The following is a 16,365-nucleotide window of genomic DNA, read 5'->3' on the forward strand; positions in this document are numbered from 1 at the left end:
GGTGCCCGAGGGTTTAAGTGGACGCTTCGGCAACCTCGACGCCGCCTTGGCGCAAGGCGGCGATCAGCGGCTGCAGATGGCGCGCATACGGCACCCATTTCGGCACCTCGCGGCGTACCACCCGGTCGCGTACCTGTACCGCGCTGGCGGTGGCGACCGCACGGGTGCTGCTGCGCGGATCGCGCATGGCGTCGACATACTCGATCCCGCAGAACGCGGCCACCCTGCGCATCACGGCTTCGGGATCGCAGGTGAGTTCCGCGTAATCGACATCGAGGATCCGATCAGGCCAGGCGGCATGCCAGTGCGCCATCAATCGGCGGTACTGCAGGAAATAGTCCGCCAATTCGGTTTGCTCGTAGGAATACGGATTCGCGTCGGAGAACAGTTCGCGCAGGTTGGAGAAACAGGTCTCGACCGGGTCGCGCACCATGTGCAGGATCTTGGCTCCTGGCAATGCCCGGCAGATGAAACCGATGTTGAGGAAGTTCGACGGCAACTTGTCGGTGAAGAACGCTTCATCGCCTAGCCGCCACGCCATGCCCTCCAGGTATCGCCTGCCAACATCGACGAAATCCACGCCTGGGGCGCGTTGCACGATGCTGGCGTCGATCACGCCCTTGCAGTGATGGTCGGTGGCGTAACGCATCGCGCTGGTGAAGTCGTACAACTCGCCGACGCCTCGTACCTGCGGACTTCCGTCCAGCAACTGCTCCAGCAGGGTCGTGCCGGAACGATGCATGCCCACGATGAAAAGAGGCGTCTTGCCATTGCTTGGTGTATTGGCACCAGCTTTCTCGACCGGCATACCGATGAGGTCATCGACCAGAGCGCGGCTGTCGGCGGCGGCGTAGTCCAGGGCGCCACGTTTGGCCCTGCAGGCTTGTTGCAAGGCGTCCCACGCACCATCGGCATCACCCAGGTCATCGAGCTCCTTGTGCAGGGCGAAGGCGAATGAGGTGCGTTCGTTTGCAGGTAATTGTGGTCGAGCGATCCAGCTCCGCAGACGATCCACATGATTCTCCGCTGCAGTCGACCGACCCACATGCGCCAGGAACCAATGCGCTTGGCCAATCTCCGGCGCACGCCTTATGCAACGCTCGAAACTGTCCTTCGCCTCCTCGATACGGCCCACATAAGTCAACAACTGCCCGCGTGACAGGAGCGTGGTTGGGTATGTCGGATCCGCGCGCAACGCTTCATCCAGCAACCCGAGCGCTTCCTCCTGCTGATTCAGGTAGGAGAGCTGTGCCGCGAACGTCAGCAACAGCGGAATCGGCATGTTGCGGGCGGCTCCCGCGCCGGCCACGATGCCCCGCAACAAGGTGGCCTCGTTGAAGGTACGCAACCGCGCGGCAAGTTCACCCAGCAACTTAGGTGAACGCGGCACATGGGTCGCCGCGAGCAGCGCCGCCGTACGCGCATCCACATATGCCCCCGTCAGCGAACACGCATAGGACACCTCCAGCAACCGGGCGGCTTTCGCTTCTCCGTCCACTGGAATCGTGGCTAGCACGCGACGCATCGCATCCATGTCGCGACGCTCCGCCATCGGCCTTGCGTAAGCCAGCAATGCGCGCATGGGCTGGTCGAGATGGGTCATGCGTGGCTTTCCTCGATGCGTTGCGCAGTTTCGAGCGCGGCTTGCAGCGGACCGAGCCATCGTTCATAGCGCCGCCATGTGCCGATGTTGCCATCGGTGATGCGCTCACGTACCTGCACGGCACTGGCGGTTGCGACGGCTGCGCCTACAGGCATGGCCTGCTCTCGCGTTGGCAATCCAAGCAACTCCGCCAACCGATTGGTCTCGACCTCGGGGGAACGCACGAAGTCCTCGTAATCGGCGGCGACGATGCGCTCGCCGAAAGCTTCGCATGCCGAGTCGAGCAGACGCTTGTAGGCGACCTGCCTGCGAGCGACGTGTTTTACGTCGTAGCTGTAACGATAAGCGCCACCGAACCACTCGCGGAGGTTGGACCAACAGCTGTCCATGGCATCCCGCCGCACTGCCAGCACGCGCAGACCCGGCAATGAAGCCAACGCGATCCCCTGCACCAGGTAATTTTCCGGCCACTTGTCGGAATAACGCGAGGCTCCCTGTGCCCGCCAAACCGTGTGCGAACGGTATCGTCTGCCGAGTTCATCCAGGTGGCCGGGTTGGATCGCATCGATCAAGCCTGTGTCGGGTTCGAGCCCTCCCGGGCGATTGGCAATCCAGCGCATCTGCCGCACATAGTCGTGCAACTCGCCTGCCGCCTGCATGTCTCGGGAGCGGCACAGTGATTGCTCGATGATGGTGGTACCGGTACGCGGCATGCCCACCACCATCACCGGCATGGGTGAGCCATCATCCTCGTGGTGGGACTGCAGGTCGTGATGACTCGCCCATTTGCGCATATCCCCAGTCAGTCTTCGCAACAGCGCCGATTCGCGCGGCTCATCGTATGGAACCTGATGACCACGGGCACGCATCGCCCGTTGCAGGATCGGCCAGGCACGATCGACCTGATCATCCGCATCGAGTTCATGGAAGAGGCTGTAGAGCCACAAGGCAGCATCGGGATGCGAATCCTGATGGCGCTCCAGTAGCGATTGCAGTCGGTCGATGCGCTCGCCACGCTGCTCCTGCCGCCGCAGCTTGGCCAAGCTCCAGTACGCCGGCGCGAAAGCGGGATCCAGCCCGACGCTGGCGGTCAAGGCATCGAAGGCGCGATCGAGTTCGCCCAGGTAGAGTCTGTTCAACCCTTCCAGATAATGACCTCCCGCAGAGGGCGGAAGACCTGCATCGCGGGCATGGGCAAGCAGCGCAAGTGCAGCAACCGGTTCCATCGAGTCGGACAGCAATTTCGCGATCTGCGCCAGCAGCGGGAATGCCGAATCGCTGATCCGATCAAGGCGACTGGCCACGTCAAGTGCGGCCTGTATCTCCCCAAGCCCGAACAACTGCCGGCACAGCTGCGCGAGCAAGGATGGCTCGTCATGCGCCAGACGGTATGCCTGCAATGCATGTCCGCTCGACGCGCGAAGTTCTCCGGCCGACAGATCCAGGTCGGCAAGGCGAAGGTGCGCATAGCAGGCAATGGATGCGATGCGAACGAGTTCGCAGTATTCACGTCGAGCGCCCACCAAATCGCCCGCAAGACGCGACGATTCCGCCCTTCGCCAGAGTTCACCTGCATTCAAGCCGGCATCTTCCCGATCCAATCGCCAATACGCATTGTCCGCGACATCGCTCGAGCGCACAAAAAAAGGACGGCCGCACAAGGCGGCCGTCCCATTTACAACGTTACAGCTGGATCAGAAGTCGTACTGCACCATGAAGCGCACGGCACGCGGGGTCTGCCAACCATTCACAGACTTGTACACGTTCGGCTGCAGATTGCCACCCGCATCCTCGCCAAACTCGTTCACGGTCACCGGCTTGCGGCTGTTGAACACATTGAACACGTCGACCTTGAATGTGAGCTTGTCGCTGGCGAATGCCGGCTGCCAGGACACGTTCATGTCCAGCTTCTGGGTCCACGGCGTACGACCTGCGGTACCACGATCCACCTGTTCGCCATCACAGTAGAAGTAGGAGTTGCCGTAGTTCGGGGAGATCGGGTGGTAGCCGAAGCAGTTGATCGGACGACCGGACTGCGCCGAGAAGTTGCCACCGATCGACACCGTGTCGGTCAGGTCGTAGCTACCGAACAGCTTGAGGCTGTGACGACGATCGTTCGGCAGGTAGCCGTACGAGCCTTCCGCCAGTTCCGGATAGTCGAAGTCCTGGGTCGTGCCGGTGTCGTCCTGGCCAATGTCCGACTTCACGCCACCTTCGGTGTTGCCGATGTTCTTGGCGAAGGTGTACGAGCCCTGCAGGAAGCCGCGCTCGAAGCTGCTTTCGAAGAAGACTTCGAAGGCGGTGTACTTGCGCTTGGCCTTCGGGCCCAGCACGTCCGCGTCGATCTCGACCGTCTCCAAGACGCCGTCGCCGTTGACGTCCATCCGGAAGGTCGCATCCTCGCCCGGGTTGTAGAGATGGCAGAAGGCGAAGCCAGGGTTGTACACCGCGACGTCGGTCGGCAGGGTCTTGTCCGCGACTTCCTGGAAGCCGTGCGAGCCGTTGTCGGTGAAGCCATTGGCGAACGCCCAGGCCAGCAGCGGGCGGTAATCGCACTGGTCGTCGATCGCGGCCTTGAGGTCACGATGGATCAGGCGCGCGCCCAGCGAGAAGCTGTCGGTGATCTGCTTCTGCATGCCCAGGATGTATTCGTCCTGGTACATCGGCTTCAGGTCGACATCGGCGATGGTTTCCGGGTTCTTGCCGACGCCGAACTCGTTGTTCAGGTAACGAATCGGACGACCGTTCGCCGGGTTGTCGATCAGGGTCAGGCCGGTCGGAGCGCCGGTGACCGGATCCACGCCGGTGTAGGTGTAGTACTGCTCGCTGAACAGCGACTTGGAGGCACCACGCACCGCCACGGTGGCGGTCAGCGGCAGCGCGTAACGGCCGGCATTGCCGTAGACCTTGAAGGTGGAATCACCGAACACGTCCCAGCTGAAGCCCAGACGCGGGGCGAACTGGTTCTTGATCTCGGCGAAGGTCTCGCCTTCACCGTTCATGTTCTTGAAGTTGTCCCAGCGCAGACCCATGTAGGCGATGAAGTTGTCGGTGACACTCCAGCTGTCCTCGATGTAGTACGCGGTCTGGTCGACGGCCACGGTCGAACCGGACTGGAACACGCGCTTGCGCACCACTTCGTTCTCGCTGGTGTTGCCAGTCGCAGCGTAGCGACCGTAGCGCCACACGGCACCGCCGGAGTACGACTCACCCGCCACCGACTCGAAGTTGTCGATATCAATACCGGCGCGGAGCAGGTGGTCGCCCAGTTGCCATTCGGCGTCGATGCGGAACTGGTCGCGAGTGTCCTTGGCATCCGGACGGCCCAGGATGTCGGCAATGGAGCAGCCGGAGCGGCCGACGATGGTGTTGTTCACAACCGACGGACGCGCATCGACGATCACCGGGCAACCGGCGGCAGGCACGCCAACGGTGCCGTTGTATTCATTGACGAGGCCACTGGACGACACGGAATAGTTGCCGCGCGCGGACTCGGTGGTGCCGGCGAGCACCGACAGGGTGAAGTTGTCACTCAGGTAGCCGGTGTACTTGCCGATGTACGTATTGCCGCCGAACTCGCTGAATTCGGTACCGGTATACACGCCTGAATTCGGGATACCGCCGGTCACCGTGGTGGTGAAGTAGTCGGTCTCGATCTCGCGCTTGTCGGAGATGCCGGTGAATTCGATGATGTGGTTGTCGCTGATGTTCCAGTCCATCTTCAACAGCCACTTCGGCTGCACATTGATGTCGGAACTCGACTTGCCGGCCGTGGTGCCCGGCAGCGCCAGGTTGTTGTCGATCCTGGTGTACTGCACCAAACCATAGGCAAACAGGCGATCCTTGACCAGCGCGCCACCAGCCCAGACTGCGGCGGTCAACTCATCGGCGAACTTGTCGTTCGAGTTGTTCGCGACGACCGTACCATCGTTCAGCACCTGGTTCGGGAAGGTTTCACGCATGCTGCCCGGGGTGTAGAAGATGTTGCCGCCGGCCATGAACTCATTGGTACCGCGACGCGAGATCTGGTTGACCACGCCACCGGTGGAGCGACCGAACTCGGCGCCGTAGCCGCCGGTCTTGGTCTGCTGCTCGGCAATCGCCTCGAACGGCACCTGAGCGAAGTTCAGGTTGTTGAACGAGTTGGTGATGTTGAAACCGTTGAAGAAGTACTGATTCTCGGCGACGGACGCGCCGCCGAAGGACGCCAGGTTGCCGAAGGCGGCGTCGCCGCGCACGGTACCCGGAGCCAACAGAGCGACCGCGGTGGTATCACGCGCGACCGGGATCTTGGCGATCTGCTCGGCGGTCAGGATGGTGGTGGACTCCACCGAAGACACGTCGATCGGATTGATCGCACCGGAGCCGACGACGGTCACGGTGTCGAGGGTGGTCGCATCGCCGCCGGAGCTGACGAAGTCGATGTTGGCTGCGCTACCGACATTGACGGTCACCGGACGCGTGGCACCGCCGTTGCGGCTCAACTGGTACTGGCCAGTCGGCAACGCCGAGAAGCGGTAAGAACCGCTGCCATCGACGGTGATGGTGCGGCTGAAACCGGTAGCCGGGTTGGTGATGGTGATGGTGTCGCCCGACGCGGCACGACCAGTCACCGCACCAGCGGAGTTCGACTGCGCCTGCACGCCGCCGACGAAGCACATACCGAGCGCAACGGTCAGCGCGCTACGCTTCAGGCCTGTAGCGAAATTATTAGAAGCCATTGTGTAAACCCCCATAGGGACAGAAGTGACAAAAATACAAATGTACGTCTGGCCCGAGGCGGGCTGACCGACGGACTATAGACCAGCAAACAAATCCTTAACAAGCCCCTCATCCGCAATTCATATTGCTTTCCACCCATTCAGTTTCAACGGAAAGCATGCTGCGTCGCTGCAATGGACACCTTTCATCAGGCGCTGGCTAGCCGATTGACTTGGCGATTCGTGCCTGCTCCTCCATCAGAGCCACTGGAATTCTTGGGCCGTAATCCTCGAGATAGCTGCCGATGCTCTCGAGTTCGGCCTGCCAGCCCGCGCGGTCGAAACCGAACAGCAACGAACGCGCTTCTTCGCCAAGATCCAGCCCACCCAGGTTGATGTCGCCTTCAGTGGGTTGCAGGCCGATCGGCGTGTCGACCGCACCGGCGGTTCCCTCGACCCGCCCGACAATCCACTCCAGCACGCGGAGGTTGTCGCCGAAGCCGGGCCAGAGGAACTTGCCGTCGCTTCCCTTGCGGAACCAGTTGACGTGGAAGACCTTCGGCAGCTTCGCGCCATCCCGATCAAACGACAGCCAGTGGGCGAAGTAGTCGGCGAAGTTGTAGCCGCAGAAGGGCTTCATCGCCATCGGGTCGCGACGCATCACCCCGACCTGCCCGGCCGCGGCGGCGGTGGTCTCTGACCCCATCGATGCCCCGACCAGCACGCCATGCGTCCAGTCGCGCGCCTCGAACACCAGCGGCACCAGTGATGCGCGGCGCCCGCCGAAGACGATCGCCGAGATCGGCACGCCTTGCGGGTCTTCGGCCATCGGCGAATACGACGGGCACTGCTTGGCGCTGACGGTGAAACGCGCGTTCGGATGCGCGGCCGGTCGCATCGCTGGATCGTAGGGTTCGCCGCGCCAGTCCGTGGCGGGTTGCTGGCCGTTGTCGATGCCTTCCCACCAAGGCTGGTTGTCGGCAGTGACGCCGACATTGGTGAAGATGGCGTCGTGCTGGATGGTGGCCAATGCGTTCGGGTTGGATTTCTCCGACGTCCCCGGTGCGACGCCGAAGAAACCGGCCTCGGGATTGATCGCATACAGTCGCCCGTCTTCGCCCGGACGCATCCAGCAGATGTCGTCGCCGATCGTCCACACCCTCCAGCCGGCTTCGCGATAACCCTCGGGCGGAATCAGCATCGCCAGGTTGGTCTTGCCGCAGGCGCTCGGGAACGCGGCGGCGATGTAATGCGTCTGGCCCTGCGGATTCTCGAGGCCGAGGATCAGCATGTGCTCTGCGAGCCAGCCTTCCTTGCGCGCCTGGTGCGAGGCGATGCGCAGCGCATGGCATTTCTTGCCGAGCAACGCGTTCCCGCCGTAACCGGAGCCGTAGGACTTGATGGTCAGCTCGTCCGGGAAATGCATGATGAAGCGACGGTCCGGGTCGAGCTCGCCGGTGGAGTGCAGACCTTTGACGAACGAGCCTTCGCGCTCGATGCGCGCGAGTGCGGCCGCGCCCATGCGGGTCATGATCCGCATGTTGGCGACGACGTACGGCGAGTCGGTGATCTCCACGCCACAACGCGACAGCGGTGAGTCGATCGGCCCCATGCAATACGGGATCACGTAGAGCGTGCGACCGACCATGCAGCCGTCGAACAGTGCATCCATCTGCGCGTGGCCGTCGACCGGCGACATCCAGTGGTTGTTCGGGCCGGCATCGTCCTGTTCGGACGTGCAGACGAAGGTCAGGTGCTCGACGCGCGCCACGTCATCCGGATGCGAGCGATGCAGCCAGCTGTCCGGATGAGTTCGTTCGTTGAGTTTGATGAGAGTGCCGTCGGCCTGCATCCGCGCGATCAGCGCGTCATTCTCGGTATCGCTGCCGTCGCACCAGTGGATTGCGTCGGGCCGGGTCAGCCGTGCAACGTCCAGCACCCATTGGTTCAATGCATCGAGCCTGCTGCTCATCGATGGTTCCTCGTGAAACTGTTCAGAGTGAAATCGATTGCAATCGCGGGCTGGCGAAGTCCTGCCGCGCGACGCGCGGAAATCAGGTTTGCGGGATCAGGGTATCCATGACGTGTTCGACGTAGGCCTCGAACTCGTCGTGGTGCAGCCGGGGCTGCTGCAACTGCAGGCTGAGCTGCAGGAAGCCGACATAGGCCGCGTAGGCCAGGCGCGCGCGATGCTGTGCAGCCGTGCGGCCCAGTCCGGCCTGGCGGAAGCTCGCGGTGAGGTAGTCCAGTCGTCGCTGGGAGACCCGCCCGATGACCGGGCTGACCGTGGGATGGTCCAGGGCCTTCAGCAATTCGCTATAGATAATGTGTGACTTGACCTCATGCGCGACCAGTTGGAACAGCGAGCGCAACCGCTCGCGCGGATCGGAGACATTTTCCACCGAGCCGAACACGATTTCCTGCTCGGCGGTTTCCCAGCGCTCCAGCGCCGCCTGCAGCAATGCATCGCGCGACGGGAAGTGCCAATAGAAGCTGCCCTTGGTCACGCCGAGTCGACGCGCCAGCGGCTCCACTGCCACCGACGCAACGCCCTGTTCGGCGATCTGGTCGAGCGCTTCGCGTGCCCAGTCATCGGCGCTGAGGCGCCCGTTGCGTGATGCGGCTTCGGTCATCGCGGCATTCTATCCGTACGCTTGCGGATGCGGGAGTATGTCGAGCAAATGCTCTTATCCCGCGATTGACAGCCTCGCCGGGATTCCCATACTTTGCCGTATGGTAGGCGAGGCCGCATCCGCAATGCAATGCCGCCGCGCCCGGAACATCTGCGGTACCCGGAGCCCCACATGAGCATCGCCCTGCCCTTCCTCGCTTTCCTCGTCGCCAGCGCATTTGCTGCCTACCACCGCCTGCGCCTGGCGGTCTGGGCCGCGATGACTGCCACCCTGCTGGTCGCCTGTTGGCTGCTGGGCGCCAACCACGTGGCGACCATCACCGCCGGGGTGCTGGTTGCGCTGATCGCGCTGCCGCTGCTGATCCCGCAACTGCGCAAGCCCTTCATCACCACGCCGCTGCTGGGCTTCTACACCAAGCTGCTGCCACCGCTGTCCGATACCGAGCGCACCGCGCTGGAATCCGGCACGGTCGGCTTCGAGGGCCAATTGTTCTCCGGCAAGCCGGACTGGAATCAGCTTCTGACCTTGCCCAAGCCGCAACTCACTGCCGAGGAACAAGCCTTCCTCGATGGTCCGTGTGAAGAACTGTGCCGGATGACCGACGACTGGGATATCTGCCATGTCCGCGCCGACCTGCCGCCGGAACTGTGGGATTACATCAAACGCAATGGCTTCTTCGGCCTGAACATCCCGAAGGAATACGGCGGCTTGGGCTTCTCGGCGCTGATGAATCACAAGGTGATCCAGAAGCTGGCATCGATCAGCAGCGTGGTCAGCTCCACGGTGGGCGTGCCGAACTCGCTGGGTCCGGCCGAACTGCTGATGCACTACGGCACCGAGGAACAAAAGCAGCAGTACCTGCCGCGCCTGGCCGATGGTCGCGAGGTGCCGTGCTTCGCGCTGACCGGTCCGTTCGCCGGCTCCGATGCGACCTCGATTCCGGACTATGGCATCGTCTGCATGGGCGAGTGGAATGGCATCAACGTCCTCGGCATCAAGCTGACGCTCAACAAGCGCTACATCACGTTGGCGCCAGTGGCTACGCTGATCGGCGTGGCCTTCCGCATGTACGACCCGGACGGGCTGCTCGGCGACAAGCGCGACATCGGGATCTCGTTGGCATTGGTTCCCGCGGACACGCAGGGTCTGGAGATCGGCCGCCGCCACTTCCCGCTGAACTCGCCGTTCCAGAATGGCCCGATCACCGGCAAGGATGTGTTCGTGCCGCTGTCGCAGCTGATCGGTGGCGAAGACTACGCCGGCCAGGGCTGGCGCATGCTGATGGAATGCCTGTCGATCGGGCGCTCGATCACCCTGCCCTCGACCGCCAGCGGCGGCTCGAAGATGGGCGCGGTGACCGTGGGCAGTTATGCGCGCATCCGCAAGCAGTTCGGCCTGTCGATCGGTCGCTTCGAAGGCGTGGAAGAAGCGCTGGCGCGCATCGCCGGCAACGCTTATGCGACCAGTGCGCTGAGCGAAGCGACGGCGGCTGCGGTTGCGCGCGGCGAAAATCCGGCGGTGCCGTCGACCATCGCCAAGTACCACTGCACCGAGATGGGCCGCAAGGCGGCGATGGATTGCATGGACATCCTCGGCGGCAAGGGCATCATCCTCGGCCCGCGCAATTTCGCCGGGCGTTCCTGGCAGGCCGCACCGATCGCGATCACGGTCGAGGGCGCCAACATCATGACCCGCAGCCTGATGATCTTCGGCCAGGGCGCGATCCTCTGCCATCCGTGGGTGATGAAGGAAATGAAGTCGGCGCAGTTGGCCGATCCGGTGGAACGCATCGACCAGTTCGACGCCGCGCTGTTCGGCCACATCGGTTTCGCGATCAGCAATGCGGTGCGCAGCTGGTGGTTCGGCCTGACCGGCACCAATATCGGCAGCGCGCCGGGCGACGACGACACCCGTCGCTATTTCCGCAAGCTCAACCGCTATTCCGCCGCGCTGGCGGTGATGGCCGACACTTCGATGCTGCTGCTCGGCGGCAAGCTGAAGTTCAAGGAATCGCTGTCCGGCCGCCTGGGCGACGTGCTCAGCCAGCTGTACATCGCCAGCTCGATGCTCAAGCGCCACCAGGATGCCGGCAACCCGGTCGGCGACCAGCCGTTGCTGGCCTACGCCTTCCATGATGCGGTCAACAAGATCGAGACCGCGCTGTCGGGCGCGCTGCGCAACTTCCCGATTCGTCCGGTCGGCTGGCTGCTGTGGCTGGTGATCTTCCCGCTGGGTCGCCGCGCGCAGGCACCCAGCGATCGCCTGGGCCACAAGGTCGCGAGCCTGCTGATGACCCCATGCGATGCCCGCGAGCGCCTGGCCGAAGGCGTGTTCACCACACCATGCGCGAACAACCCCGGTGGCCGCATCGTCAGTTACCTGCCGAAGGTGGTGATGGCCGAGCCGGTCGAACGCAAGTTCCTCAAGGCGCTGAAGAACAGCGACATCGAGGCGCTGGAGTTCGATGCGCAACTCGATGAGGGCGTGCGCGAAGGCTGGATCACCGCGGACGAGCGCAAGCAGCTGGAAGAACTGCGCGCGATCACTCTGGACGCGATCATGGTCGACGACTTCGATCCGGAAGAATTGCGTTCGGCCGGGTATGCATCGCTGCACGGCCGCATTGCCCCGCGCGCGGCGGCGTGAACGTACTCGCCTCCTACCAACGCATCAGCCAATGGCCGGCGGGCCGCTGGCTGTTCTCGAAGCTGGTTTGCCTGAAGGCGCCCTACTTCGCCAGCATCGCGCCGCGCATCGAAGTGCTGGAACCGGGTCGCGGTGTCGCCACGCTCTCGCATCGCCGACGGGTGACCAACCACATCGGCACGGTGCACGCGATCGCGCTGTGCAACCTCGCCGAGTTCGTCGGCGGCCTGACTTGCGATGTCAGCATCCCGGCGTCGATGCGCTGGATTCCGAAAGGCATGACCGTCGCCTACCTGAAAAAGGCGGTGGGCACGATGCGCGCAACCGCGACGCCGGCGTTCCCGCCACGCGAATCAGCGGAAGGCCATGAACTCCCGTTCGAGGTCTTGGTCGAGGATCTGCAGGGCGAGGCCGTGTTCAAGGCGACCATCGCGATGTGGGTCTCGCCGAAAGCGATGCGCTGAACCACCGTGTTGTTGGATAGACGGAGAGACCGTGGCGTGCTCGCGTAGCGGCATTTCGAGCCGCGCAGCGAGTACGCCGCGGTAGGCGCCGTCGCGCGAGCAACTACAAGAGCACCGCCGCCAGCGCGGCCAATGCCGGCACCCCCTGCACGACGAAGATCCGCTTGTTGACACTGTAAGCGCCGTACAGTGCAGCGATGATCACGCAGGCCAGGAAGAACAACGCGAACTCGCGCGAGCCGGTGGCGATCGCATAGAACAGACCGGCGGCAAGGAAGCCGTTGTACAGGCCCTGGTTGGCAGCCAGCACCCGGGTGGTTTCGGCTTTTTCCGGCGTGTTGCGGAACGTCTTCAGGCCAAGCGGCCTGGTCCACAGGAACATCTCCAGCACCAGGAAATACAGGTGCAGCAGCCCCACTACACCAATCAGCACCAGCGCGATCATCGACATCATCCGTCCTCCTCAGGATCCGCGTTCTTCCGGCAATTTCTTCGCCTCGCGCAGGACGCCCAGCGCACCGATGGTCATGCCACAGGCGATCAGCAGGCCAACGCCGAACACCACCTGGGAACCGAACGCGGACAGGAACTTGTGCACCCAGACGAAGGTGAGGTCGCCGCCCCGATAGATCACGGTGTCGATCGCGGCACCGGCCTTGTAGCGCCACTCGCGGCCGACCCGGGTGTAGATGGTTTCGCGCGCGGGCTTGGCCAGGGAGAACTCGCTGGCGCGGGTGAAGACCTGCACGATCGCCACCATCATCGGCAGCGGCGACGCGGCGAGAATGGAAAAGCCCAGGATGATCGCCGCACCCGGCACCAGCAGCGCGGGCGCAATGCCGAAGCGCGACATCAGCATGCGAGTCACCAGCAACTGCAGGACAAGCGTCAGCGAGTTCACCGCCAGATCGAGGGTGGCGAAAAACGCGGCACGCTCCTCCGCGGTTGCGAACGCAGTCCGCGCGATCCGGTTCTGCTCGTTGTAGAGCAACGTGCCCACCCCGACGCCCAGCACCACCATGACCGCCAGCCAACGCAACAGCGGCTCCTTCAACACCAGCTTGAGACCGGCGAGCACCTCGCCGCCCATCGGTTTTTCGCCGCTCGTCTGCCCGCGTTGCGCCTCGCGCGCCATCGCATGGCGTCGCAGGCGAACGATGCAGACCACGCACACCGAGAACAGCGCCGCCGACACCAGCATCATGTTGGCGATGCCGACCTGTTCGACCAGGGTTCGCGTCAGCACCGGGCCGAGGAACGCGCCGATGGTGCCGGCCGCACCGATGTAGCCGTAATACGCACGCGCCTCGGCATTGTCGTAGATATCGGCCATGAAGCTCCAGAACACCGCCACCGCGAACAGGTTGAACACCGTGATCCAGAGGATGAACGCCAGTCCGCGCCCGGCGATGCCGCTGTCGAACATCGCGTAGAACAGCAGCAGGGTGGCGATGAAGAAGCCGTAGATCACCGGCAGGAACACGCGCCGCGGGAAGCGACTGACCAGCCAGCCGTACACCGGCTGCAACAGCAGCATGATCACGAACACCGCGGTGAAGATGAACTGCAGGGTGAACTCGCCCAAGGCCACGCCACGACTGGCGAAGGACGCGATCAGCGCCGGCGGGAACACCACTTCGATATCGCTGGAGGCGGCCATCGCCTCGCGCACGGGGCGCAGCACGTAGTAGCCGCACAGCAGGCAGAAGAAATACAGGAACGACCACAGCAGTGGCGGGGATTTTCCGAACGCGGCGCGAAACCGGTCGATGCGTCCGCTGGCGACAATGGGATCGGTCATCCTGGGCCCGTCGTGCCACGGCGATGGGCCACGTTAACCGCAGTCGCGCCACTCCGCCACCGCATCGGCCGAGCATTTGCTCTAGGCCGGGGGCATAGCGTCGCCGGGTCTTCGTCGTGGGGCGGCACATTCTTTGAACGGCATGTTCGATTACATCATCATCGGTGCCGGCTCCGCCGGCTGCGTGCTCGCCAACCGCCTCTCCGAAGACCCGAACACGAAGGTATTGCTGCTCGAGGCCGGCCCGCGCGACTGGCATCCCTTCATCCACATGCCCGCCGGGCTGGCCAAGCTGGTCAACCGCAAGGGCGTGAACTGGGATTACGACACCGCACCCGAGCCGCACCTCGACAACCGCGTGCTGTGGTGGCCGCGCGGCAAGGTGCTGGGCGGCTCCAGTTCGATCAACGCGATGTGCTACATCCGCGGCGTCGCCGGCGACTACGACGACTGGGCGAAGGTCGCGTCGGGCTGGCACTGGGATGCGGTGCTGCCCTACTTCAAGCGCGCCGAAGGCAACACCCGTGGTGGCGATGCCTTGCACGGCGGCGATGGGCCGCTGGGCGTGTCCGACCTGCGCCACCACAACCCGCTGTCGGATATCTTCATCGAGGCTGCCAGCCAGGCCGGCATCGCCCGCAATGGCGACTTCAATGGCGCGACGCAGGAAGGCGTCGGCCTGTACCAGGTCACCCAACGCGATGGCGCGCGCTGTTCCAGCGCCGCGGCGTATCTGGCACCGATCCGCTCGCGTCCCAACCTCACCGTGCACACCGGTGCATTGGTCAGCCGCATCACCTTCGACGGCCGCCGCGCCAACGGCGTGACCTACGCGATGGGCGGCAACGCCTTCCACCAACCCGTGGCGCGCGAAGTGCTGCTGTGCGGCGGCGCGATCAATTCGCCGCAAACGCTGATGCTGTCCGGTGTCGGACCCGCCGATGAGTTGCGCACGTTCGGCATCGACGTGGTGCACGATGCCGCCGGTGTTGGCGGCAACCTGCAGGACCACCTCGACATCTGCACGCTGCAGCATTCGACGCAGCCGATCACCTACGACCGCATCAACGAACCGAAGATGGCGTTCGACTATTTCCTGCGCGGCCATCGCGGCGCGGGCAGCAGCAACCTGGCCGAGGCCGGCGGCTTCTTCCGCTCGCCGCTTGCGCCCGACGAGCGCTGCGACATCCAGTTCCATTTCGTCCCGGCGATGCTCGACGACCATGGCCGCAACCGCCTGCCCGGCGACGGCTACACCCTGCACGCCTGCTTCCTGCGCCCGCGCAGCCGCGGCCGCCTGACCCTGGCCAGCAACCGCGCCAGTGACAAGCCGCGCATCGAGGCGAACTACCTGGGCGATGCCGAGGGCTTCGACCTGCGAATGATGCTGGAATGCGCCAAGGTCAGCCGCGAGATCTTCGCGCAGCCTGCGTTCGATGCCTATCGCGGCGCGCCGATCCACCCGAAGCGTCCCGACCTGTCCGATGCCGAACTGATCGACTTCATCCGCGCCAAGGCGGAGTCGGTGTACCACCCGGTCGGCACCTGCAGGATGGGCGACGACGATGCCTCGGTCGTCGATGCCACCTTGCGCGTGCGCGGCGTCGAAGGCCTGCGCGTGGTGGACGCCTCGGTGATGCCCTGCCTGCCGGGCGGCAACACCAACGCGCCGACGATCATGATCGCGGAGCGTGCGGCGGATTTGATCAAGGCCGGCTGAGAGGCTTCGCCGAAAAGGGCGATATCACCAGACCGACACCATCTTGTCCGCAAACCATCGCCATGCACTCGATCGGCTGCCGACGAAGTCCATCGCATGGGCCGCAAGGAACAGCCCGATGATCGCGAGGTAAGGACTGCGCGACACCGGTCGCGAATACCTGAACTTCGCGAACAGCATGCCTGCGACAAGCGTGCCATAGATACCCGCGACCACTGCAAGGATTCCGGGCAGGCCGCCGATCACATGCAATCCCAGGCGCGCCAGCCCCGGTGTCGCCGCCGCCAGCGAGGCACCGACCATGAAGGCGACATGCTGATGCAGGTTGCGGCGTCGCCAGATCGCCATTGCGTAGAACAGCAGGAACAGCGACAGCCCGGTAAACGATTGCGAGAGCAGGGACAACACGGTGTCCCTTGGCATCTGGGTGATGCCCTGCAGGTAGAAGCGCTTCATGACCTGCACGGCGGTATATGCGACCAGCACTACAAGGATCACCGAGGCCCGGCCCAGCCACCGATGCAGGTCGACCCGGTTCGCACGTATCAGGAATGGCTGCACGCAGAGCAGGACGAACCATGCCAGCGCCACGATGGCATGCGCATGGATGACACCGGGCACCGGCACGCCCTTCGCGACGTGCCCGAAATAGCCGAAGAACGGCGTCTCCGGAATCCTCGGGGTAAAGCCTGCGATGACCAATGCAAGCAGCAGCAGGAAGAAGAATCCGATGTTCGCGTAAGGCCGCTTCATGATGCTCCTTGCATGCACGAGTCAACGGACATCGCATCGCCAAGC

General features: G+C 63.8%; 11 protein-coding genes. 3 read left to right on the forward strand and 8 right to left on the reverse strand.

The features are described 5' to 3' along the window. Positions 1 to 13: 13 nt before the first annotated feature. The 5 genes from H9L16_RS01775 to H9L16_RS01795 all read right to left on the reverse strand — a co-directional run bounded on the left by H9L16_RS01775 (position 14) and on the right by H9L16_RS01795 (position 8,936). The gene (locus H9L16_RS01775) at positions 14 to 1,603 is read right to left on the reverse strand and encodes a tetratricopeptide repeat-containing sulfotransferase family protein (RefSeq protein ID WP_187552908.1); all 1,590 of its coding nucleotides are present in this window, start codon (positions 1,601 to 1,603) and stop codon (positions 14 to 16) included. Continuing rightward, complete coding sequence (locus tag H9L16_RS01780; protein ID WP_187552909.1) at positions 1,600 to 3,243, reverse strand: tetratricopeptide repeat-containing sulfotransferase family protein; 1,644 nt, start codon at positions 3,241 to 3,243, stop codon at positions 1,600 to 1,602. The genes H9L16_RS01775 and H9L16_RS01780 overlap by 4 nt, the downstream gene beginning before the upstream one ends. 54 nt (positions 3,244 to 3,297) lie before the next feature. After that, positions 3,298 to 6,339: a TonB-dependent receptor gene (locus H9L16_RS01785; protein WP_187552910.1), complete on the reverse strand. Its 3,042-nt coding sequence runs from the start codon at positions 6,337 to 6,339 to the stop codon at positions 3,298 to 3,300. A gap of 184 nt (positions 6,340 to 6,523) precedes the next feature. Continuing rightward, positions 6,524 to 8,275, reverse strand: coding sequence for a phosphoenolpyruvate carboxykinase (GTP) (locus H9L16_RS01790; protein WP_187552911.1), 1,752 nt, complete (start codon positions 8,273 to 8,275; stop codon positions 6,524 to 6,526). Positions 8,276 to 8,357: 82 nt separating this feature from the next. Further along, complete coding sequence (locus H9L16_RS01795) at positions 8,358 to 8,936, reverse strand: TetR/AcrR family transcriptional regulator (protein WP_187552912.1); 579 nt, start codon at positions 8,934 to 8,936, stop codon at positions 8,358 to 8,360. 171 nt (positions 8,937 to 9,107) lie between these two features. On the opposite strand from H9L16_RS01795, the gene H9L16_RS01800 reads away from it, so the two are divergent. Next, on the forward strand, positions 9,108 to 11,582 hold the full coding sequence (locus H9L16_RS01800; RefSeq protein ID WP_187552913.1) for an acyl-CoA dehydrogenase: 2,475 nt from the start codon (positions 9,108 to 9,110) through the stop codon (positions 11,580 to 11,582). After that, complete coding sequence (locus tag H9L16_RS01805) at positions 11,579 to 12,046, forward strand: hotdog fold domain-containing protein (RefSeq protein WP_187552914.1); 468 nt, start codon at positions 11,579 to 11,581, stop codon at positions 12,044 to 12,046. Before H9L16_RS01800 ends, H9L16_RS01805 begins: the two co-directional genes overlap by 4 nt. 103 nt (positions 12,047 to 12,149) lie before the next feature. Here H9L16_RS01805 and H9L16_RS01810 read toward each other — a convergent pair whose 3' ends face one another. Further along, positions 12,150 to 12,497 carry a DUF1304 domain-containing protein gene (locus H9L16_RS01810; protein ID WP_187552915.1) on the reverse strand — a complete coding sequence of 116 codons (348 nt, stop codon included), beginning with the start codon at positions 12,495 to 12,497 and terminating at the stop codon, positions 12,150 to 12,152. 12 nt (positions 12,498 to 12,509) lie between these two features. Further along, the gene (locus tag H9L16_RS01815; protein ID WP_187552916.1) at positions 12,510 to 13,847 is read right to left on the reverse strand and encodes an NTP/NDP exchange transporter; all 1,338 of its coding nucleotides are present in this window, start codon (positions 13,845 to 13,847) and stop codon (positions 12,510 to 12,512) included. 142 nt (positions 13,848 to 13,989) lie between these two features. On the opposite strand from H9L16_RS01815, the gene H9L16_RS01820 reads away from it, so the two are divergent. After that, positions 13,990 to 15,567, forward strand: coding sequence for a GMC family oxidoreductase (locus H9L16_RS01820; protein ID WP_187552917.1), 1,578 nt, complete (start codon positions 13,990 to 13,992; stop codon positions 15,565 to 15,567). 24 nt (positions 15,568 to 15,591) lie between these two features. Here H9L16_RS01820 and H9L16_RS01825 read toward each other — a convergent pair whose 3' ends face one another. Then, positions 15,592 to 16,320, reverse strand: a complete 729-nt coding sequence (locus H9L16_RS01825; protein WP_187552918.1) for a DUF2306 domain-containing protein — start codon at positions 16,318 to 16,320, stop codon at positions 15,592 to 15,594. Positions 16,321 to 16,365: the final 45 nt, after the last annotated feature.

The organism is Thermomonas carbonis (assembly GCF_014396975.1).
Lineage (GTDB): Bacteria > Pseudomonadota > Gammaproteobacteria > Xanthomonadales > Xanthomonadaceae > Thermomonas > Thermomonas carbonis.